The following is a 16,182-nucleotide window of genomic DNA, read 5'->3' on the forward strand; positions in this document are numbered from 1 at the left end:
AGTGTTTAACTTAAGAAAGATCTAAAAGTTTTTCTAGTGTTTGTAAATCAAAACCTTTTACCACATCATTATTGACTTTAACAGTTGGTGTTGAATACGATTGAAATACGTCAATCATACGATTTCTAGCTGCTATATCTTTGGAAACGTCATATTCTTTATATGAAATATTATTGTGTTTTAAAAACAGTTTAACAATTTCACACGGTGGACAAGCTGGTTGTGTATATAACTCTACGTTTTTCATCTTAAAACTCCTTATTGTATAATATGATATTATAATCAAAAACGACAAACTGCGCCATAATAAGCCAATTTCTTACGAAAATTCATGTAAAGTACTTGTGTTTTTTCTGTATGTGGCATATAGTGAAATGGTGTCTTTTATGCATGAGGATTCATGCTGAAGAAATGAGAATGAATAAACAAGCCTTAAATAGGGTAAGTAATGATGTAATCGTTGAAAGGAGAGATTATATGTCACAATTACAAGGTATTTTAACTCGTCTTGTGAATCTCCGTGAGCAAGCAAGTGGAAGTGAAGCACCACAACGCTTCTTCGAAGTAGATGGAAAACGAATTTGTAGCGTGAAATATCATGCGAAAACTGAAACGTTTGAACTTGAAGTATATCAAGATGGCGAGAAGCCAAGCGTTTATCAATTTGATAATATTGACATGATTGCAATTGAGATTTTTGAATTAATTCATTAATGAAGCCATTAATCAGCTTAGATCTGTAAATTGTCGATGATTCGAATTAAAGCCTTGGGTGCACATTTACGTGTATCCAAGGCTTTTTATATGTCAAAAATAACTGATATACTAAACGTCCTTCATTTTATATAAAAAGTTAAAAAGAATCTTGACAATAAATAACTTTTGTCTATCTTTCTGAAGCATTTTTTTATATGATTAGAAGGTGAAAAAGTAAAACAATGTGTTGAGAGGAATAGCAAAATGCAATTAGTAGAATGTCGCATGCTTGTCGTATTGGCCCAAGAATTAAATATGAGAAAAGCAGCTGAGCGCTTATTTGTATCGCAGCCAGCTTTATCACAGCGCCTGCAAACAATTGAGCGGGCATGGGATACTCAAATCTTTATCCGTTCCCAAAAAGGTCTTTCTTTAACACCAGCTGGTGAAAAAATTGTGCAGTTTGCAAAGGAAGTTGTTGAAAAAGAAGACCAAGTAAAAGAAGATCTTCATCATTTAGACACCGAAGTATACGGTACGTTAAAGCTCGCTGTAGCCTCCATTATCGGCCAGCATTGGCTGCCAGCGGTTTTAAAAAAGTATATGGATAAATACCCCCATGCAAAGATTTCCCTTGTAACGGGATGGAGCAGCGAAATGCTTCGCTATATTTACGAAGATGAAGTTCATATCGGAATTATTCGAGGAAATCCCGAATGGAAAGGTGTAAAGGAACATCTCTTTACCGACCCTTTATATTTAGTAGATACTGAAATTGAAGATGCCTCTGAGGTACCAAATAATGATCGACCGTTTATTCAATTTAAAAGTGATTCCACCTATTATCAAGAAATACTCGATTGGTGGCACAGGGAGTTTCATACAACTCCAAAGCGAACGATTGTTGTAGACCAAATTGAGACGTGTAAACAAATGGCTTTAAACGGTCTGGGTTTTGCCATTTTACCGTCAATTGCTGTGAAAGATGCGCAGCACTTACATCGCATTCCACTATTAAAAGAAAATAAAGAGCCGATTACTAGAGATACTTGGTTAGTAGGATATGAGTCAGCGTTTAAGCTGAAACAAGTGCGTGCATTTATGGAAATTGTCAAAGAGTATATCAAAGAACAGCAAGAAAAAGAGCTATCATAATACATCTACGCATTATGTGAAAAAATGAGAAAATTACGTGACTTCTAACTTGTCATGTGGAACTCATTTTGTTACATTAGTAAAATGAAGCAAATGCTAACTTAGGAGGAATACATAATATGAAAATGATGGATGCAAACGAAATTATTTCATTTATTCAAAACAGCACAAAATCAACACCTGTAAAAGTATATGTAAAAGGTGATTTAGAAGGAATCGACTTCGGCGCTTCTTCTAAAACATTCGTAACTGGCAACACAGGTGTTGTATTCGGTGAATGGAAAGAAATTCAAGCTGTAATTGAAGCAAACGAAGGAAAAGTAGAAGATTACGTTATCGAAAACGATCGTCGTAACTCTGCAATTCCGCTTTTAGATATGAAAAATATCAAAGCGCGCATTGAGCCAGGTGCAATCATTCGTGATCAAGTTGAAATTGGAGACAATGCTGTTATTATGATGGGTGCTTCAATCAACATCGGTTCTGTAATCGGTGAAGGTACAATGATCGATATGAACGTTGTAATGGGTGGACGTGCAACAGTAGGTAAAAACTGTCACATCGGTGCAGGTTCAGTATTAGCTGGCGTAATTGAGCCACCTTCTGCAAAACCAGTTGTTGTTGAAGACGATGTTGTAATTGGTGCAAACGCAGTTGTTCTAGAAGGTGTAACAGTAGGTAAAGGTGCAGTTGTTGCCGCTGGTGCAATCGTAGTTGAAGATGTACCACCATATACGGTAGTAGCAGGTACACCAGCTCGTGTTATTAAAGAAATTGACGAAAAAACAAAATCAAAAACTGAAATCAAACAAGAGCTTCGTCAACTAAACGACTAATAAGCGAAAGACACAGAAAGCGTGGGCAACCACGCTTTCTTAACTATAAGGAGGATTTTTGGTACGTGGACATTTCTCAATTTGCTGCTTTGCGCAGAGAATTACATAAAATACCTGAGCTAGGCTTTCAAGAAGTAAAAACGCAAGCGTTTTTACTACGCTATATTGAAAGTCTTCCTCAAGAACACCTTGAAATTAAAACGTGGAAAACCGGCATCTTTGTGAAAGTGAAAGGGAAAAAACCAACGAAAACAATCGGCTATCGAGCTGACATTGATGGTCTCCCAATTACGGAAGAAACTGAGTATGAGTTTTCGTCCACTCATGAAGGTTTAATGCATGCTTGTGGTCATGATTTTCACATGAGTATTGGTTTAGGCATTCTAACACACTTTGCAAACCATCCAATTGATGATAACTTGCTGTTTATCTTTCAACCCGCTGAAGAGGGGCCGGGGGGAGCTCAGCCAATGCTTGAAAGCGAGATTATGGAAGAGTGGAAGCCTGATCAAATTGTTGCGCTACACATTGCTCCTGAATATCCAGTAGGATCAATTGCGGTGAAAGAAGGCATTTTATTTGCGAACACATCTGAACTGTTTATTGATTTAAAAGGAAAAGGAGGACATGCAGCATACCCACATAACACAAATGATATGGTGGTAGCCGCTTGTCAATTGGTTTCACAGCTACAAACAATCGTTGCTAGAAACGTTGATCCATTAGATAGTGCTGTTATTACCGTTGGCAAAATTACTGCTGGAACGGTTCAAAATATTATTGCTGAGCGCGCTCGCATTGAAGGAACCATTCGTACGCTATCTCCTGAGTCAATGGCACGTGTTAAAGAGCGGATTGAGGCTATTGTAAAAGGTGTGGAAGTAGGTTATCAGTGTGAGACAGTCATTGATTATGGTTGTATGTATCATCAAGTTTACAACAATCATGATATGACAAAGGAATTTATGACATTTGCTAGAGCTCAAGAAGAAGTTGAGGTTATTGAGTGTCAAAAAGCGATGACGGGAGAGGATTTTGGTTACATGTTAAAAGAGATTCCTGGCTTTATGTTTTGGCTTGGAGTAAATTCTCCTTATGGTCTTCATCATTCAAAGCTTCAGCCTGATGAGAAGGCAATTGAGGTAGCCATTTCTCTTATTACTCGCTATTTCGAAATGAAAGGCATTGCATAAGAAAACCCCGGAAGCTAAACTTCCAGGGTTTTTTCGTTATCCGTTATCTTTAGCGGGCTGTGGTGATTCACCAGTCGGCTTTTCAACGTATACTTGGTGTGGGAAAGGAATTTCAATTCCATGCGCGTCAAATGCTTCTTTAAACGCTTTACGAAGCTTACGTTCTACTCCCCATTGCTCGCCATTTTTCGTTTTTCCAACTACTCGTAGTACAACGTCTGATGCACCTAGCCCCTGAACACCAAGAACGTTTGGTCCATCTACAATGTTTTCATCTTCTTGTGCAATACGATCACATACTTCTTGTAAAATAGAAACTGCGCGATCAATATCGTCATCATATGAGATGCCAATGTCTACAAGCGCACGCATATTTCCACGAGAGTGGTTGCTTAGGCTTGTAATCTCACGATTTGGCACATAGTGCAATGTTCCGTCAAATCCGCGAATTTGAGTTGTACGAAGTCCTACAGATTCAACAATGCCTGAAAAGCTCCCTGTTGTTACATAATCGTCCACATCAATTTGTTTCTCAAGTAGTAAGAAAAATCCTGTAACAATATCGCTCACAAGTCCTTGCGCGCCAAAACCAATTGCTAATCCCACGACTCCAGCACCGGCAAGAAGCGCTGTTGCCTGCACACCAACAGTTTCAAGTAACATTACAATAACAATAAAGATAAGAACGTATGAAAATACATTTACCATTAAGCTTTTAAGCGTAAGTGCTCTACCTTTTGACACGCTATCACGTTCCATCATACGGTTGAAAGAACGATCAATAATACGAGTTCCAATGGAACGTACGATTAAGAAACCAATTAAGATGAGGATAAGTTTTAACGCAACTACCCCTGCAACTGTCAGAAGTTGTTCCCAATTGACTTCTGAAAAATTCAACATAAAAAATTCATCCTTTCTAAACATAAATCCTTAACTGGAAATAAGTGAAGAAGATAACCATATGTAATGTAAAAACTTGCTTAGTTTCTGGCTCTTTCAGTACATTAATTTATTCCCGCTATTAGACATGCTAAACTTAATTTGTCCCTTTTTGCAAGTCATTAACGTTATTTTTTCTAGAAATGAGCAAAAAAAGTTCGTTTATCTTAGATAAAAATAGGGCATAACATGTATATCGTCCTATTTCATGTAGTTTGTAACGAATTAATAGGTATAATTTACTATATTTAAATGAAGAGCAGAATAAACCTGAGTTTATTATTATGTTGGAGGGATGATTCATGCCAGAACGCATGGTAGCCAAGCAGGCCCCACGCTTTGAAATGGAAGCAGTATTGCCGAATAAAGAGTTTGGAAAAGTAAGCTTAGAAGAAAATATGAAACAAGATAAATGGACAGTTCTGTTCTTTTATCCTATGGATTTTACAAAAGTGTGTCCAACTGAGATTACGGCTTTATCAGATCGATACGATGAGTTTAAAAAGTTAGAGGCAGAAGTAATTGGCGTCTCAACAGATACTATTCATACGCATTTAGCTTGGATTAAATCAGATCGACGAGACAACGGATTAGGACCAGTTAACTATCCTTTAGCTGCAGATACAAATCATATTGTTTCACGTGAATATGGCGTTTTAATTGAAGAAAAAGGCGTAGCTTTACGTGGCTTATTTATTATTAATCCTCAAGGAGAACTGATGTACGCTGTTGTCAACCATAATAACATTGGCCGAGATGTAGATGAAACGCTGCGCGTATTACACGCTTTACAAACTGGGGAGCTTTGTCCTGCAAACTGGAAATCAGGACAAGCTACGTTATAAAAAAGCTTAGGGCAAAGATAAAAGCTTTCTTACAGCTAAAGTTCGGCTGAAGAATTAGTTAAAGCCAAGTGAAAATATATAAATGCTGGTGTTTCTAAAAAGTAGACATCAGTGTTTTTTATGTTTTGTTTAGAAAGTAGAAAATACGTTTGAAGATGACGAATTTATATCATACTAACGATAATTTAGTATTGAAGGAGGAATTTATATGCAAATTGGAATGATTGGTCTGGGAAAAATGGGAGCGAACCTTTCGCTAAACTTGATGGAACACAACCATGCAGTTGTAGCATTTGACGTGAATAAAGAAGCGGTTAAAACGTTGGAAGAACAAGGAGCTGTAGGGGCTCACTCAATAGAAGAATTAGTTAAAAAATTAGAAAAGCCAAAAGTAGCTTGGGTGATGGTACCGGCGGGAGATCTTACAGAAAAGGTAATAAATGAGCTTCAAGGCCTGCTTGATGAAGGAGATATTATTATAGATGGTGGAAACTCAAAGTACCAAGATTCTGTTCGTCGTGCTGAAAAAGCTCATCAAAAGGGGATTCACTTTTTTGATGTCGGAACCAGCGGTGGAATGGAAGGAGCACGAAATGGAGCCTGCATGATGATTGGTGGAGATAAGGAAGCTTTCGCTCACATTGAACCTATTTTTAAAGATATAAATGTGGAAAAAGGCTATCTGTATGCAGGAGATGCAGGAAGCGGCCACTTCTTGAAAATGGTACATAATGGAATTGAATATGGTATGATGCAAGCAATTGCAGAAGGGTTTGATGTGTTGGAAAAAAGTCAGTTTGATTATGACTATGAAGCTGTTGCGAGAGTATGGAACAATGGTTCTGTTATCCGCTCGTGGTTAATTGAGCTGATGGAACGTGCCTTTTCAAAAGATCCTCGTTTGGATGATATCCGTGGCGTGATGCATTCTTCTGGAGAGGGAAAATGGACGGTTGAATCAGCTTTAGACTTACAAGTTCCAACACCGGTTATTGCGCTTTCACTAATGATGCGCTATCGTTCATTAGAAGATGATACCTTTACCGGGAAAGTTGTAGCTGCTCTTCGAAATGAATTCGGTGGTCATGCTGTAGAGAAAAAGTAAAGGGAAATCTAAAAGCTGTGGAAATCCGCAGCTTTTTTTCTGCAAGCTGACATGTATAGAGAAAAGAAGTCTTACATTATGGTAAAATAAAGTAGTATATGGACTTCACTTGTTACTATATGGAGGATTTTTCATGAAAAAGGAATTTGCAGTAGTTGGATTAGGGAGATTTGGCGGTAGCATTTGTAAAACATTAAGTGATCAAGGTATGGAAGTACTGGCTATTGATACGGATGAAGAGAAAGTAAATGAGTATGCGAGCGTTGCCTCACATGCCGTAGTGGGAGACTCTACGGATGAAGGTGTACTAAAAAGTTTAGGCATTCGTAACTTTGATCATGTCATAGTAGCTATTGGTGATAATATTCAAGCAAGCATTTTAACCACGCTGATTTTAAAGGAGCTAGGCGTAAAGAAAATTACGGTAAAAGCGCAAAATGATTATCATGCTAAGGTATTATCGAAAATTGGAGCTAACTTTATTGTGCATCCAGAACGTGATATGGGAAGAAGAATTGCCAATAGTATGATTTCCAATAGCGTACTTGACTATCTAGAGCTATCTGATGAGCACAGTATTGTTGAGCTAGTTGCGAGTAAAAAAATGGCGGGAAATACGCTTATCGACTTAAATATTCGTGCTAAATATGGTATTAATATTGTTGCAATTAAGAGAAGCCAAGATATTATTGTCTCTCCACAAGCATCAGAGTCAATCAAACAGGGTGACATTTTAATTGTTATTGGTGCAGATGTAAATATTAATCGATTTGAGAATAAATTCGCAGATATGTAATGAAAACCTGCTTTCAGCATTGGAAGCAGGTTTTTGCTATGTATTTATAGAAAATATGGATTTTATTGGTGGTTTGCTAGTACAATAGTAAGCGGAGGAATGCAAGATGAAAACTTTTTTAGTGCAAACTACTATGTTTTTAGCGATATGGATTGCCCTTTTTTTTTCAATGTATCAAAGCGTAAATACTCTTGGATTACTTTTTTTAAGTTTTCTGTCCATGCTTATTTATTTTACAAAACCACTGTGGAGGCAGAAGCTAGGAAATCAAATGTGTCAAGTGTTGGTGCTGACAAGCTTAGGGTTCTTCTTATCGTTCTCCCCACTTTTAATGGCTCTTTTTCTGTATGTTAGTGTTGAAGCAACCAGTGAAGTGAAGGGACTTTCTTTTCGAATTTATGCTGGATGTACACTGATTGCTTTTTTACTTTTAACCTGGATTAAGTTAGAGGCCTTATTACTACCAACCATTATCATAACTGTGCTAATTGGGGTTGTTTTGTATCAATTAGGTGTAAGCAGGGAAGAAAAGCAACAAAAACAGCTTTTATATGATGAGCTTAGAGGTGAATATCGCTCTCTTAAACGAATGAGTTTGGAGGCAGATAAAGCGGCTCGAAATGAAGAAAGAACAAGAATTGCTCGAGATATTCACGATTCTGTTGGCCATAAATTAACGGCGTTATTACTAAATATTCAAGTGTTAAAGATGAGTCAAGAGTTAGAAAATGTACAGCTAGACCAATTAAAACGGTTAGCAGAAGAAAGCTTAGCCGAAACACGTCATGCTGTAAAGGAGTTGGATAAATCAACCTTACAGGGAGTAGCATCCATTGTTCATTTAATTAAAAAGTTAGAATCAGAGAGTCATATGAATGTTTCGTTTACAGTGAAGCAGCGAGTATTATCACTGACGCTGTCCAATACTCAAAGCGTCGCGTTATATCGCGCTATTCAAGAGGGATTTACAAACGCAATGCGTCACGGTAGTTCAAGAGAATTAGCAATTACTCTAATGCTATCACCAGTAGGAGATTTATCTTTCCAAATAAAAAACAGCATTGCACCTGATGCACCTCCTTTTCAAGAAGGGTTTGGGTTAAAGGCATTAAAGCAGCGGATTGAAAGTATCCGAGGACAAGTAAGCTACTTGCAAACACCTGAACATTTTTCTATAGAAGGCATCATTAAACTAAATTAAGGGATACAAAGAAGGTGAGTTTACTTGATTCATATTTTACTTGTGGAAGATCAAAGCATTGTTCGTTCAGGAATTAAAATGATGATTGAACAAGATGCTGCTCTGTGCGTGCGAGCAGAAGCGAGTAATGGAAAAGAAGCGTTAGAGCAGCTGGAGCGTCATATGATTGATCTTGTGATTATGGACGTATCAATGCCAATTATGAACGGAATTGAATCGACCCAGAAGATAAAAGCGCAGTGGCCAACAATACGGGTATTAATGCTAACGACCTTTAATGATGAAGAGTATGCTATGCAGGCTCTTCAATATGGAGCAAATGGGTTTATGCTAAAAACGGCTGACCCCGAGCATCTCATTCAATCCATTCATAGTTGTATGAACGGTGGTTTAAGTATTCATGATCACGTAACGGCTAAAATTATGCCAAGGTTATTAAGAAAAGAAGCAGCAGACCCTATACAGATTGAACTAACAAAAAGAGAAAGAGAGTTAGTCAAACTTGTAGGAGAAGGGAAAACGAACAAGGAAATTGCAGCAGAGCTTTATTTATCAATTGGAACGGTTAAAAATCATCTTACGCAAATTCTACATAAGCTAGAGCTGCGTGACCGCACGCAGCTGGCTATTTATGCTGTGAAAAATCACTTAGCGTGAAGAAATCTTCTGACAAGAGGTCAGAAGATTTTTTGTCATGTGACGGAGGTCATAGTTTGGAATAGAAGAAGTGACGGAAGTAAGTGGTGAAGGAAGTGTTGAATTTATAAGATGAAGTAAGAAAGAAAATAAAGGAGTGAAGCCTTATGCTAGAAGTCATCGAACTAAGTAAAGCATACAAAAAAGCGAAAGTAGTAAATAACATCAGCTTGTTTTTAGAACGTGGAGAAACAATTGGATTATTAGGGCCAAACGGTGCAGGAAAGTCAACGACCATTTCTTTGATTTCTTCTCTTATTAAACCGTCAAGCGGTGACATACGTATCAACGGGAAAAGCAGCGTAGAAGATCCAATTCATATGAGACAAATACTGGGCGTTGTTCCTCAAGAGCTAGCTTTATATGATGAATTAACGGCAAGAGAAAATCTCGACTTTTTTGGAAGAACTCAAAGAATGAAAGGAAAACAGCTAGCTGAAAAAGTGGATGAGATTTTAAACATGATTAGCTTAACCGACCGCCAGCATGATCGTGTAAAAATCTTTTCTGGAGGAATGAAAAGACGACTTAACATCGGTATTGCGCTTCTTCATAGTCCAAAGCTTTTAATTATGGACGAACCGACCGTTGGAATTGATCCACAATCTAGGTTTCACATTCTAGAGTCGGTTAAGCGTTTAAATCAGCACTATGGTATTAGCGTGATCTATACAAGTCATTATATGGAAGAAGTAGAACAGCTTTGTAACCGTATTTACATTATGGATAAAGGAAACATTATTGCTTCTGGTACAAAAGAAGAGCTTCGAAGCATTTTATCTTCTGAACAAATTATTCATTTTAAAGCAGATTGGATTAAAGAAGGACTTATTCATAAACTACAGTCTCACCCATCTGTATCAAAGTTAACGCATACGGATGGATCTGTTCAATTCTCTGTTCCAAAAAATGTGAATATATTAGCCGATTTGTTTAAGTTTGCTGAGGAACAAGAGATGATGATTTCCGCTGTCCAGATTGAAGCACCAACGCTTGAAGATGTGTTTTTACATTTAACTGGTCGAACGTTAAGAGATTGATGAGGGGGAATAAGGATGTTTTTTGCGCTTTTAAAAAAGCAGTTCATACAGTTTATTAGACGCCCTCAAGAACTTATTATTTTATTGTTAATGCCGTTTGTTTTAATTGTAATCTTAGGATTTTCTCTTGGAAGTATTATGTCTGATAAGCCTGGTTTTGAAGCCACTGTTGGGGTAGTTGTGAAAGGGGATGAAGAAGAAGAAATAGAACGCTTTAAAAAAGAATTAGCCCTGCAATCGTTACCTGAAGAAGCGAAGAAACAGGTGTTTACGACTGTTGATCATATGAAGCCAATAGAGTTTTTACTACAAAATACGTTTCAACAAAAAGAAGTAACGCAGTTTATTAAGATGAAACAGATTTCAGATACTGGGTTAGAAAAAGCCAAACGAAGCAATGAATATAGTGCAATTATGGTGTTTCCTGAAGGGTTCTCATACGGGGTATTACAAAATCAATTTTTAAAAAGAAACATCGAGAATCCACCGCTAACAATTATTCAAAATGAAGACAAATCAATTGGTGCCGATACGGTAACTAGTATAATAGAAGCTTATCAACAAAAGTTATCTCTGTACACTTATGCTAGTCAAGTAAATCCTGAAAAAGCAGGTAATATCGAAATAGTAGGTTCTTTAGGAGAAAAAGAAACGGCGAACAAAGAAAAGCCGCTTTCAGCTCTTGCTTACTATGCGATAGGCATGAGCATGATGTTTGTTCTCTATCTTGCTCCTAGCTTAGCTAAGAACGCTTATGTAGAAAAAGAAGCTCATAGCTTGTCGCGTATCATTCTTGCTAACGTATCGCCGACTCTTTATTATTTTAGTATTTTCTGTACAGGTTTCTTACTAGCTCTATGTCAATTGCTTATTTTGTATAGTCTCGTGGCAATATGCTTTGGAATTATATGGCCGAACTTACTGGCGTTTTTAACCATTACTGTTGCTGTGAGTATGGCTGTAGGAGGAATTAGCGCATGTCTATCTTCTGTGGTGCATCGCTGCAATTCAGAGGATATGGTTTCCATCTTTCGAAATGTAGTTGTTACGATATTAGCATTTTTGGGAGGTAGCTTTTTTCCTACTGAACAGCTTTCAAGCCAGCTTGCAAAAATTGGTGAAATAGTGCCAAACGGAGCTGGTACGCAAGCTTACTTACGCGTGTTGCAAGGAGAATCTATTCTGAATATTAGCGGGGAACTGTTTACGTTGCTTATGACGGCTGTCGTCATGTTTAGTACCGTCTGGTTGCTTGGAAGGAAGGTGTGGAAAAGTTGAATACGGTTTTAATTGGGCGATTTAAGCAGCTGCGTAGAAGTCCATGGGCGGTAGTGATGTCACTCTTTTTAGTTATTGTATTTGCGTACCTAATGGGAAAAGTTGATCAAACGAGTACTACTATCCTTGTATATAGTAAAGATCAACAAGTAAACGTCACATCTCTTATTCACGATTTAAACCAAACCCAGCACTTACTATTTAAAGAAAGCAATGAAAATGAAGCGCGAGATCAAGTAAAAGAAGGTAAAGCAGAAGTAGCTTTAGAAGCAGGGATAAATGATTTTAAGTTAATCTTAACATCAGAAACAACACTTATAGAAAAAGTAAATCAACATGTGAAAGCACATTACGAACAGCGAATACAAACCCAATCACTTGCGAAGCAGTTTACATCCAAAGAAGCAGGCATGATTAACAAAAAAATTGAAGAAGCTCCTATCTTTAAGGTTAATGTAGAAAGTATGCAAAAAACAGAAGGAATTATGCTTCAAGAGAATATGCAGGCGCTCTTTGGCTTTACGCTATTTTTTATCATATATACCATTGGATTTAGTGTGCTCAAAATTTTGCAAGATCGGAAAATTGGAGTCTGGGATCGCCTTCTTATTTCAAGACTTTCAAAAGTAGACCTTTATACAGGGAACTTAGTATATTCATTTTTAATTGCGTATGTAGAAGTCATTGTTATTTTTAGCACATTCCATTTTGGTCTTGGAGTAGATTTTAACGGTCGATTTGTACTTAGTTTACTCATCGTTATTCCTTACCTATTGGCAACTGTTGCTCTATGTATGTTTCTAGCAGGAGTGGTCAAGAGCATTGCTCAGTATCAAGTGCTTATTCCTCTATTAGCAGTGAGTATGGCAATGATAGGAGGGGCATATTGGCCTCTTGAAATTGTCACATCTCCAGTTATGCTGACACTTTCAAAGTTCGTACCGTTGACATATGGAATGGACCTTTTAAAGCAAGTTGTGGTCTATGATTATGCATGGCAAAAAATTGCGTACTCAAGCCTATTATTATGCATTATTACAGTGGTATTAATGGCTCTTGGAATTAATATTTTAGAGAAGAAACATACGTAAAAAGGATTCGCGTAAGCGAATCCTTTTTCTTATACTTCCATAATGATTGGTAAAATCATTGGACGACGTTTTGTTTTTTCATAGAGGAATGGAGCTAGTGTGTCTGTAATTTCATTTTTAATTTCAGACCACTGAGATGTACGGCGCTCCATTACTTTATTTAAGTGCTTTGTAATTAATGATTGTGCATCGTTAATTAAATCGCCAGATTCGCGCATGTAAACAAATCCACGTGAGATAATATCTGGACCCGCTGCAATTTTAAAGTCTTTCATGTTAATGCTAACAACGACGATTACAAGACCTTCTTCAGATAGAATACGACGATCTCGCAGTACGATATTACCAATATCACCAATGCCGCTTCCGTCAATATAAACAGAACCAGATGGGATTTTACCCGCTACGGATGCTTCGTTCTCGCTTAGTGCTAATACTTCACCGTTATCCATAATGAAGCAGTTTTCTTCTTGAACACCGCAGTCAGTTGCTAGCTTGATATGCATCTTTTGCATGCGGTACTCACCATGAATTGGCATAAAGTACTTTGGTTTCATTAAGCGAAGCATTAATTTTTGTTCTTCTTGTCCACCGTGACCTGACGTATGGATGTCATTCAGTTTACCATGAATAACTTCAGCACCAGCACGGAATAACATATCGATCGTTTTGCTTACACTTACTGTGTTACCTGGAATTGGTGATGAAGAGAAAACAACTGTATCCCCAGGGATAATCTGAATTTGACGGTGTGTACCGTTTGCAATACGTGATAAAGCAGCCATCGGTTCACCTTGACTACCTGTACATAAAATTGTTACGCGGTTAGCAGGAATACGATTGATTTGAGATGGTTCAATAAACGTATCTTTTGGACAAGAGATATAGCCAAGCTCCTGACCAATATCAATTGCTGCTTCCATACTGCGACCAAACACAGCAATTTTACGATTGTTTAATACAGCAGCTTCAACAACTTGCTGTAAACGATGAATGTTAGATGCAAACGTTGCGAAAATAATACGGCCTTCAACTTTTCGGAAAATGTCATGAATGCTGTCACCAACGCGACGCTCAGACATTGTAAAGTTAGGGATTTCACTGTTTGTACTATCTGATAGTAGGCATAGTACGCCGTCTTTACCGATTTCAGCCATCTTTGTTAAGTTCGCTGGTTCTCCAACTGGTGTAAAGTCAAACTTAAAGTCACCTGTATGTACAATTTGTCCATTTGGTGTTTTTACAACAATACCGTATGAATCAGGAATGCTGTGTGTTGTACGGAAAAACGTTACCGACGTCTTGCGAAACTTAATAACGTCGTCTTCTGTAATTTCATGAAGCTGTGCAGTTCTAAGTAATCCGTGCTCATCCAGCTTATTGCGTAGTAAACCTAACGCTAGCTTTCCAGCATAAATTGGAATGTTTAATTCGCGTAAAAGATACGGAATTCCACCGATGTGATCCTCATGACCATGTGTTACGAAAAGTCCACGGATTTTGTCTGCGTTTTTAACTAAATAGCTGTAATCAGGAATTACATAATCAATACCTAATAGTTCATCTTCTGGAAACTTAATTCCGGCATCGATAAGAATAATTTCATCTTGAAACTGTACGGCATAGGTATTCTTACCGATTTCACCTAGTCCACCTAGAGCGAATACCGCCGTCTGATTATTTTTTACAAATTTCATTTTTATCATATCTCCAATACTTTAAAATCTTCGCTGTGTTGCTCATATTCTAAGTAGTCTCCGTCCACTAGTTGAACAAATTCAATGTTAATTGAACGCGCTTTTAACTTTTTACGAACGTCGCGTTCAGACTCTCCTTCTACATAAACAGTTTGTGTGTTTTCACGAACTGGTACTTCTGTTAATTTTTCTTGAAAATATACTTTAAAAATCATAACTTCATTCTCTCCTTAAATCCGAAATTCAAATAACTTATTTTATTATAATATAAAATGTGTATGTATTTCATGTATTTTCTAAAGAAACTTGCTTTCACTACATTTTAGACATCAAAATAACACAAGTCAATTCGTTAAATGCAAAATAGGGACGATTTCTATCGATAAACTTAAATTTTATTGAAAAATTATACGAATAGCTAATATGAAATTATGACTATGTGAAAAAATTGACTGACTGGACTGCTTATTTAAATAGAAAATAAGGGCTATTCTATTTTACGATGCAGACACACGCCCTGCAAATGTATTGATAGAAAGCCCTTAAATCGTTAATTAAGCAATTGATTTTTTTCGTAATAATTCATTCCAACGTCTTAAAAGGCGCTTTCGAAAATCTTTTAGCATGAATCTCATCTCCTTTATATCTGATGAATGCCTGTCTATGTTTATAGTTGTAGTATATGAAAAAAGCGCATAGACTTGCGTGGTTATATATGGAAAGATGGAGAAAGTAGAAGTGGTTTGTTATAATGGCGTGAGAAACGAAAAAAAATAGAAAAGTTAGGTGAAACAATGGACAAAAAAATAGTGTTCTTTGATATTGATGGTACATTGTTAGATCATGATAAAAAATTACCTGAGTCAACAAAGCAAGCGGTAAATCAGCTCAAGGAAAAAGGTTATGAAGTAGCCATTGCTACAGGCCGAGCACCGTTTATGTTTAAAGAGCTTCGAGATGAGCTTGGTATCGATACATATATTAGCTTTAATGGTCAGTACATCGTATTAAATGGTGAAGTTCTGTATCAAAATCCATTAGACGTACAAGAGCTTCAAGCGCTCACCGCGTTTGCTGCTCAAAAAAATCATCCAGTCGTTTATTTAGATCATGATGATATGAGGTCTAATATTGAATTTCATGAACATATTGAAGCAAGCATTAGCACGCTAAAGCTTGGCATCACACATCCAATTCATGACCCTTTGTACTATGAAAACCGCGAAATCTATCAAGCGCTTCTTTTCTGTACGGATGGTGAAGAGAAGCCTTACGAAGAAAAATTTAAAAAATTTGATTATATTCGTTGGCATGAATTCTCAACGGATGTGCTTCCTGCTGGTGGATCAAAAGCAAAGGGAATTGAGGTTATGATCAATAAGTTAGGCTATAAGAAAGAAAATGTGTATGCATTTGGCGATGGCTTAAATGATATTGAAATGCTCTCGTACGTAGGAAATGGCGTAGCAATGGGAAATGCCCATGATGAAGTAAAAGAAGTGGCAAATTATATTACAAAAGACGTAGCTGATAACGGAATTGCACACGGTCTTCAACTTGTAGGATTACTGTCTTAACAGAAAAGTAGGAACCTGGACGGGTTCCTACTTT

General features: G+C 37.2%; 17 protein-coding genes. 13 read left to right on the forward strand and 4 right to left on the reverse strand.

Translation table 11 applies throughout. The annotated features are described in order from the left end of the window. Window positions 1–10 precede the first annotated feature (10 nt). On the reverse strand, window positions 11–247 hold the full coding sequence (locus tag A2U94_RS11525; protein ID WP_025909147.1) for a glutaredoxin domain-containing protein: 237 nt from the start codon (window positions 245–247) through the stop codon (window positions 11–13). Between the two features lie 230 nt (window positions 248–477). Between A2U94_RS11525 and A2U94_RS11530 the strand changes: the two genes are divergently transcribed. The 4 genes from A2U94_RS11530 (at window position 478) to A2U94_RS11545 (ending at window position 3,880) form a co-directional block, all read left to right on the forward strand. Next, window positions 478–714 (forward strand): YkuJ family protein, encoded by a 237-nt coding sequence (locus tag A2U94_RS11530; protein WP_025909146.1) that lies wholly within the window; start codon window positions 478–480, stop codon window positions 712–714. Between the two features lie 246 nt (window positions 715–960). Continuing rightward, window positions 961–1,851 carry a transcriptional regulator CcpC gene (gene ccpC / locus A2U94_RS11535; RefSeq protein WP_025909145.1) on the forward strand — a complete coding sequence of 297 codons (891 nt, stop codon included), beginning with the start codon at window positions 961–963 and terminating at the stop codon, window positions 1,849–1,851. A gap of 119 nt (window positions 1,852–1,970) precedes the next feature. After that, window positions 1,971–2,687, forward strand: coding sequence for a 2,3,4,5-tetrahydropyridine-2,6-dicarboxylate N-acetyltransferase (gene dapD, locus A2U94_RS11540; protein ID WP_025909144.1), 717 nt, complete (start codon window positions 1,971–1,973; stop codon window positions 2,685–2,687). A gap of 65 nt (window positions 2,688–2,752) precedes the next feature. After that, entirely contained in the window at window positions 2,753–3,880 is a 1,128-nt protein-coding gene (locus tag A2U94_RS11545; protein WP_025909143.1) for an N-acetyldiaminopimelate deacetylase, read from the forward strand. A gap of 36 nt (window positions 3,881–3,916) precedes the next feature. Here A2U94_RS11545 and A2U94_RS11550 read toward each other — a convergent pair whose 3' ends face one another. Continuing rightward, the gene (locus A2U94_RS11550) at window positions 3,917–4,783 is read right to left on the reverse strand and encodes a mechanosensitive ion channel family protein (protein ID WP_025909142.1); all 867 of its coding nucleotides are present in this window, start codon (window positions 4,781–4,783) and stop codon (window positions 3,917–3,919) included. Between the two features lie 341 nt (window positions 4,784–5,124). On the opposite strand from A2U94_RS11550, the gene A2U94_RS11555 reads away from it, so the two are divergent. The 8 genes from A2U94_RS11555 to A2U94_RS11590 all read left to right on the forward strand — a co-directional run bounded on the left by A2U94_RS11555 (window position 5,125) and on the right by A2U94_RS11590 (window position 12,874). Next, window positions 5,125–5,667, forward strand: a complete 543-nt coding sequence (locus A2U94_RS11555) for a peroxiredoxin (protein WP_025909141.1) — start codon at window positions 5,125–5,127, stop codon at window positions 5,665–5,667. Between the two features lie 208 nt (window positions 5,668–5,875). After that, window positions 5,876–6,772 (forward strand): phosphogluconate dehydrogenase (NAD(+)-dependent, decarboxylating), encoded by an 897-nt coding sequence (gnd, locus tag A2U94_RS11560; RefSeq protein WP_025909140.1) that lies wholly within the window; start codon window positions 5,876–5,878, stop codon window positions 6,770–6,772. A gap of 133 nt (window positions 6,773–6,905) precedes the next feature. After that, window positions 6,906–7,568 carry a potassium channel family protein gene (locus A2U94_RS11565; RefSeq protein ID WP_062954523.1) on the forward strand — a complete coding sequence of 221 codons (663 nt, stop codon included), beginning with the start codon at window positions 6,906–6,908 and terminating at the stop codon, window positions 7,566–7,568. Between the two features lie 106 nt (window positions 7,569–7,674). Then, window positions 7,675–8,769 carry a sensor histidine kinase gene (locus tag A2U94_RS11570; protein WP_025909138.1) on the forward strand — a complete coding sequence of 365 codons (1,095 nt, stop codon included), beginning with the start codon at window positions 7,675–7,677 and terminating at the stop codon, window positions 8,767–8,769. A 24-nt stretch (window positions 8,770–8,793) separates the two neighbouring features. After that, window positions 8,794–9,426, forward strand: a complete 633-nt coding sequence (locus tag A2U94_RS11575) for a response regulator (protein WP_025909137.1) — start codon at window positions 8,794–8,796, stop codon at window positions 9,424–9,426. Window positions 9,427–9,572: 146 nt separating this feature from the next. Continuing rightward, complete coding sequence (locus tag A2U94_RS11580; RefSeq protein WP_025909136.1) at window positions 9,573–10,505, forward strand: ABC transporter ATP-binding protein; 933 nt, start codon at window positions 9,573–9,575, stop codon at window positions 10,503–10,505. A gap of 15 nt (window positions 10,506–10,520) precedes the next feature. After that, window positions 10,521–11,783 carry an ABC transporter permease gene (locus A2U94_RS11585; RefSeq protein WP_025909135.1) on the forward strand — a complete coding sequence of 421 codons (1,263 nt, stop codon included), beginning with the start codon at window positions 10,521–10,523 and terminating at the stop codon, window positions 11,781–11,783. Then, on the forward strand, window positions 11,780–12,874 hold the full coding sequence (locus tag A2U94_RS11590; RefSeq protein WP_025909134.1) for an ABC transporter permease: 1,095 nt from the start codon (window positions 11,780–11,782) through the stop codon (window positions 12,872–12,874). Before A2U94_RS11585 ends, A2U94_RS11590 begins: the two co-directional genes overlap by 4 nt. Before the next feature lie 29 nt (window positions 12,875–12,903). On the opposite strand, the gene rnjA is transcribed toward A2U94_RS11590, so the two are convergent. Then, window positions 12,904–14,571, reverse strand: coding sequence for a ribonuclease J1 (gene rnjA, locus A2U94_RS11595; RefSeq protein ID WP_025909133.1), 1,668 nt, complete (start codon window positions 14,569–14,571; stop codon window positions 12,904–12,906). Between the two features lie 5 nt (window positions 14,572–14,576). Further along, window positions 14,577–14,786 carry a DNA-dependent RNA polymerase subunit epsilon gene (locus A2U94_RS11600; protein WP_025909132.1) on the reverse strand — a complete coding sequence of 70 codons (210 nt, stop codon included), beginning with the start codon at window positions 14,784–14,786 and terminating at the stop codon, window positions 14,577–14,579. Window positions 14,787–15,365: 579 nt separating this feature from the next. On the opposite strand from A2U94_RS11600, the gene A2U94_RS11605 reads away from it, so the two are divergent. Beyond that, window positions 15,366–16,148 carry a Cof-type HAD-IIB family hydrolase gene (locus A2U94_RS11605; RefSeq protein WP_025909131.1) on the forward strand — a complete coding sequence of 261 codons (783 nt, stop codon included), beginning with the start codon at window positions 15,366–15,368 and terminating at the stop codon, window positions 16,146–16,148. Window positions 16,149–16,182 lie beyond the last annotated feature (34 nt).

It is taken from the genome of Bacillus sp. VT 712 (assembly GCF_001614195.1).
Lineage (GTDB): Bacteria > Bacillota > Bacilli > Bacillales > Bacillaceae_H > Priestia > Priestia flexa.

Bases quoted from the DNA above. Each gene is read 5' to 3' on its own strand.
- gnd (WP_025909140.1), top strand. From the start codon at position 5,876: ATGCAAATTGGAATGATTGGTCTGGGAAAAATGGGAGCGAACCTTTCG.
- ccpC (WP_025909145.1), top strand. From the start codon at position 961: ATGCAATTAGTAGAATGTCGCATGCTTGTCGTATTGGCCCAAGAATTA.
- A2U94_RS11605 (WP_025909131.1), top strand. From the start codon at position 15,366: ATGGACAAAAAAATAGTGTTCTTTGATATTGATGGTACATTGTTAGAT.
- dapD (WP_025909144.1), top strand. From the start codon at position 1,971: ATGAAAATGATGGATGCAAACGAAATTATTTCATTTATTCAAAACAGC.
- A2U94_RS11530 (WP_025909146.1), top strand. From the start codon at position 478: ATGTCACAATTACAAGGTATTTTAACTCGTCTTGTGAATCTCCGTGAG.
- A2U94_RS11570 (WP_025909138.1), top strand. From the start codon at position 7,675: ATGAAAACTTTTTTAGTGCAAACTACTATGTTTTTAGCGATATGGATT.
- A2U94_RS11580 (WP_025909136.1), top strand. From the start codon at position 9,573: ATGCTAGAAGTCATCGAACTAAGTAAAGCATACAAAAAAGCGAAAGTA.
- A2U94_RS11525 (WP_025909147.1), bottom strand. From the start codon at position 247: ATGAAAAACGTAGAGTTATATACACAACCAGCTTGTCCACCGTGTGAA.
- rnjA (WP_025909133.1), bottom strand. From the start codon at position 14,571: ATGAAATTTGTAAAAAATAATCAGACGGCGGTATTCGCTCTAGGTGGA.
- A2U94_RS11565 (WP_062954523.1), top strand. From the start codon at position 6,906: ATGAAAAAGGAATTTGCAGTAGTTGGATTAGGGAGATTTGGCGGTAGC.
- A2U94_RS11550 (WP_025909142.1), bottom strand. From the start codon at position 4,783: ATGTTGAATTTTTCAGAAGTCAATTGGGAACAACTTCTGACAGTTGCA.
- A2U94_RS11555 (WP_025909141.1), top strand. From the start codon at position 5,125: ATGCCAGAACGCATGGTAGCCAAGCAGGCCCCACGCTTTGAAATGGAA.
- A2U94_RS11585 (WP_025909135.1), top strand. From the start codon at position 10,521: ATGTTTTTTGCGCTTTTAAAAAAGCAGTTCATACAGTTTATTAGACGC.
- A2U94_RS11600 (WP_025909132.1), bottom strand. From the start codon at position 14,786: ATGATTTTTAAAGTATATTTTCAAGAAAAATTAACAGAAGTACCAGTT.